This is a genomic window from candidate division WOR-3 bacterium (genome assembly GCA_016867815.1).
Lineage (GTDB): Bacteria > Hydrothermota > Tepidihabitantia > Tepidihabitantales > Tepidihabitantaceae > UBA2258.
Genome location: VGIR01000163.1, coordinates 1 through 3,815 on the forward strand (window position 1 = coordinate 1; position 3,815 = coordinate 3,815).

A 3,815-nucleotide genomic window follows, 5' to 3' on the forward strand; every position below is an offset into this window, starting at 1 on the left:
ATCCGAGCGCCTGCCGACCGACAAATCTCACGCACGTTCCGTCTCATCTCTCTCCATCTCCGCGGAGCAATTCCCGCTGACCGTCTTACCTCTCTCAGGGGGTCACCATGTACCCAGGCCAGAACTCCGCGAACTCCTCGCGGCTTGACTTCTGCCCGTGCCTGGTGAGAATCGGGGGTGATGGACTATGTCCGCAAAAGGAGGTAAGACGTGATCAAAGAGTTCAAAGAGTTCATCATGCGCGGGAACGTGATGGACATGGCAGTCGGTATCATCATCGGCGCCGCGTTCGGGACCATCGTCAACTCGCTGGTGAAAGACGTCATCATGCCACCCATCGGGCTGCTCCTGGGCAAGGTCGACTTCGCCAACATGTTAGCCGTGCTCAAGGAGGGCGGGACGCCGGGTCCGTACGCCTCGGTGGCGGCGGCCCAGGCGGCGGGAGCGGTGACGCTCAATTTCGGTGTGTTCATCAACACCATCATCAACTTTGTCATCGTCGGCTTCGCCATCTTCATGCTGGTCAAGGGCGTCAATCAGCTCAAGCGGCCGAAGCCGGCTCCGGCCGCCGCGCCGACGACCAAAGACTGCCCGTTCTGCTTCTCGGCGGTGCCGATCAAGGCGACGCGCTGCCCGCACTGCACGTCGGAACTGAAGGCCTAGAGTCCGGATTCGACCGAGGGGAGCAAAATGACCCGCATCGGGATACTGCTGGCCGCGTCGCGGCCTTGGCCGGGGCAACGCCCTGGAACCTCGCGGTTGACGCCAACCTGACGTTCAACCAGAACGCCCACACGACCAACTGGGGCGGCGGCTCGACCGGCCTGCTCGCCTATGCCGCCAACTCGAATATGCTGGCCGAGAAACGGCTCGGCTCGAAGGTGAACACAAGAAACGCCTTGCAACTGGCTTTCGGCCAGACCTCGACCCAGGATGATTCCGGCAGTTGGGGCGCGCCGGTCAAATCTACCGACGAGATCAACTTCGAGTCGGTACTGCGCCTCACGCTCGGTTTCGTTGTCGACCCGTACGCCAGCGCGCAGGTTCAAAGCCAGTTCTGGGATAAAGGGGACACGGTCGCTGACCCGTTCCTCAACCCGCTGAACCTGAACGAGGCGCTCGGTGTCGCCCGCCAGATCGTCAAGCGCGAGAAGACCGAACTCGTCAGCCGGCTTGGCTTCGGCCTCAAGCAGCGGCTCGACGAGCGGACCTCGAACCAGCTCAGCAACACGGCGGCCTGACGTTTGCGTCTGATTTCACCACGCCGCTGGCGCAGGAGAAGATCACCTACACCAGCAAGCTGGCCCTGTTCCAGGTGGTGTTCTTCTCCGACGCGGCAGACGACCCTGAGGGTAAGTGGAAAGCACTGGACGTCGGCTGGGACAATACCGCGGCTGCGAGTATAACCAAGTACGTGATGGTGAACCTGACTGCGCAGTTGCTCTACGACACAGAGATACACGACAAGCTCAGGCTGAAGGAGACACTCGCCCTCGGCCTGACCTACAAGTTCATCTAGCGCCGTCTGCCGGACTCGGCTACGCGGCGAGGGTTTCCCCTCGCCGCGTCCTGCTCAGGCGAAGTCAGAGGCCCGCAGCTCGAGGTTCAAGGCAGAAGTGCCGTCCTTGCCCGCTTGGTGCCTTGGTGTCTTGGTGGTGGCCGGGCTTGGGACACGATCCGAAATCCGAGGAGGATTTCGGTCATGTCCCGCGCGCTTCTGTCCTCCTTGCCGCATGTCAGAACTGTCGCTATGATGTGGCATGAAAGGCCGGATAGAACTGGAACTGCACGAGCCGAACCAGCTCTTCAACTCCATGGACCCATCGCCGTTCGTCGACAAAGACCTGGACGGCGACGCCGAGGAGTTCATCCTCAACTGGGCGCAGGAGTATTCGCACGGCGAGCCGCTTTCGCTCACGATTCACCTCGAGCACATGCCCGACAAGGACCCGTCCGCCTGGATGACCGAAGCCGTGCACAACTTCTTCGCCTACCGGGCCAAGCTGAACCGGCTGGCGTTTCGGCGCCTGATGGAGGACGGCCGGACCAGCTTACTCGTCGGCCTCGCGTTTCTTACCGCATGCCTGGCGGTGCGAAACCTGGTCCTCGGGAATGCGGCCGGCGCGGGCACGGGTATCGCGCGCGAGAGCCTGACCATTGCCGGGTGGGTAGCGATGTGGCGGCCGGTGCAGATCTACCTCCACGAATGGTGGCCGCTCTGGCGCCGGGGACGGGTCCTCGGCCGGCTCAGCGCCATGCCCGTCCACGTGGTCCAGAAGAAACCGGGAACCGGCTTCGGGACCCCGGGGGAGATTCACGAATGAACCCACGCTCCACGGATACTCAGGAATCCGAGATTCGTCGTTCGTCACTCGTCACTCGTCGTTTCCTCTGGGGCCCGCGGTTCTGGTTCATCGTTACGGCCGTGCTCGCCCTGGCGCTCGACCAGCTCACCAAGTGGCTGGTTCTACGGTACGAGACTCTGCACGTGCCGCACCAGTTGCTCGGCGATGCGCTCAGGGTCTCCCTGACGATGAACCCGCGGGGTTTATTCGGCCTGTCGTATGGTCCGGTCTGGATGCACTACGTCCTGCCGATTCTGGTTGTCATCGTCGTCATCGTCATCGGCCTGCGGAGCTCGGATCGCTGGTTCGGCATCGCCCTGGGGATGATTCTCGGCGGGGGCGTAGGCAACAATCTCATCGACCGGGTCCGCTTCGGCTCGGTCGTCGACTTCATCGACATGGGAATCGGTAACACCCGCTGGTACACCTACAACCTTGCCGACGCGTTCGCGGTGGCCGGAGTCATCATGATCCTCGCCCACGAGTTCCTCGGCTGGGGGAAGAACAGACCCATGGCCGAGGGTCCGAAGTCAACCCCAGTTCCGCCCGTTTCCGGACAGAGCTAGCCGCTCAGAACCTCACGGCTCCATCGGCTCGGATCCAAGCCGAGGCTCATCAACGAACGTTCGCAGCCGGCGCAGTCGGGTCTTGCGAAGCATGCGGCGAAGCACGGGTCGAAGCACCGGCAGACGTGTCGTAGGCTGCGTGGTGCGTCGCGTCGGTCGATTCGTCGGTGACTGGATCGTGAGCTGCATCGCAAGCTGCATCCGACGTTGCGTACTGCGTTGCACCGCGCGTTGCTTGCGAAGATGCTCAAGTCGTCGCTCCAGTTGTCGCTCGGTTCGTTGCTCGCGTCGATTCTTGCGGACAAGCTCCGGCAGTTCCATGGGTCGTCGCGTGCCAAGTTCCATTGGTGGAAGCTACCCACCAGGCGGCCTGTGGGCCGTCCACTCCCCGGCAGAATTGTGGTCGGGAACGGCCGGACCACTACTAATGGTGTGTGCGCTATTGGCTAGACGTGAACAAGACGCGTCGCGACCATTCTTTAGTCCCCGGTCCATGGTCTTTCGTCAACACCGCCGCTAAGTCATTGTCTTTCAGTCCCTTCCGCAGTTCTGACTTCTAGCTTCTGACATCTGACTTCTGACTTCGTCTGCGTGCAACTACCATCCCCTGGACGGTAGGGGGAGCTCTTGCCCCTTGTGCAGCCCTCGCTCCGGGACTCGCAGCGGCTACCACAACGGCGCATGGAACGACTACCGCTCAACCCTCCGGAACGGCATCCGGTCCGGCTCTCGCTACAGCCGCTGCTCATCCAGTCGCAACGGCGTCCGCAACAGGTGGGTCAAGTCCGGATTCTCCTGTAAAATCCATCTCAGGCTGTCAGTTTTTGGCCGGTGGTCCGAAGGCTGGACTCCCTTTTCTGTTCGGCCATTCCCAGCGCCCGTCTGAGCGTATCCAACTGCTCGA

5 protein-coding genes are annotated in these 3,815 nt (G+C 62.1%); all 5 read left to right on the forward strand.

All coding sequences use genetic code 11. From position 1 onward, the window contains the following. Window positions 1–210 precede the first annotated feature (210 nt). The 5 genes from mscL to lspA all read left to right on the forward strand — a co-directional run bounded on the left by mscL (window position 211) and on the right by lspA (window position 2,911). Window positions 211–663, forward strand: a complete 453-nt coding sequence (mscL, locus tag FJY68_13765; protein ID MBM3332892.1) for a large-conductance mechanosensitive channel protein MscL — start codon at window positions 211–213, stop codon at window positions 661–663. Next, window positions 588–1,241: a DUF3078 domain-containing protein gene (locus FJY68_13770; protein MBM3332893.1), complete on the forward strand. Its 654-nt coding sequence runs from the start codon at window positions 588–590 to the stop codon at window positions 1,239–1,241. Before mscL ends, FJY68_13770 begins: the two co-directional genes overlap by 76 nt. A 74-nt stretch (window positions 1,242–1,315) precedes the next feature. Continuing rightward, window positions 1,316–1,519 carry a hypothetical protein gene (locus tag FJY68_13775; protein ID MBM3332894.1) on the forward strand — a complete coding sequence of 68 codons (204 nt, stop codon included), beginning with the start codon at window positions 1,316–1,318 and terminating at the stop codon, window positions 1,517–1,519. Window positions 1,520–1,760: 241 nt separating this feature from the next. Continuing rightward, on the forward strand, window positions 1,761–2,324 hold the full coding sequence (locus FJY68_13780) for a hypothetical protein (GenBank protein ID MBM3332895.1): 564 nt from the start codon (window positions 1,761–1,763) through the stop codon (window positions 2,322–2,324). Continuing rightward, on the forward strand, window positions 2,207–2,911 hold the full coding sequence (lspA, locus tag FJY68_13785; protein MBM3332896.1) for a signal peptidase II: 705 nt from the start codon (window positions 2,207–2,209) through the stop codon (window positions 2,909–2,911). Before FJY68_13780 ends, lspA begins: the two co-directional genes overlap by 118 nt. Window positions 2,912–3,815: the final 904 nt, after the last annotated feature.

Bases quoted from the DNA above. Each gene is read 5' to 3' on its own strand.
- lspA (MBM3332896.1), top strand. From the start codon at position 2,207: ATGGTGGCCGCTCTGGCGCCGGGGACGGGTCCTCGGCCGGCTCAGCGC.
- FJY68_13780 (MBM3332895.1), top strand. From the start codon at position 1,761: ATGAAAGGCCGGATAGAACTGGAACTGCACGAGCCGAACCAGCTCTTC.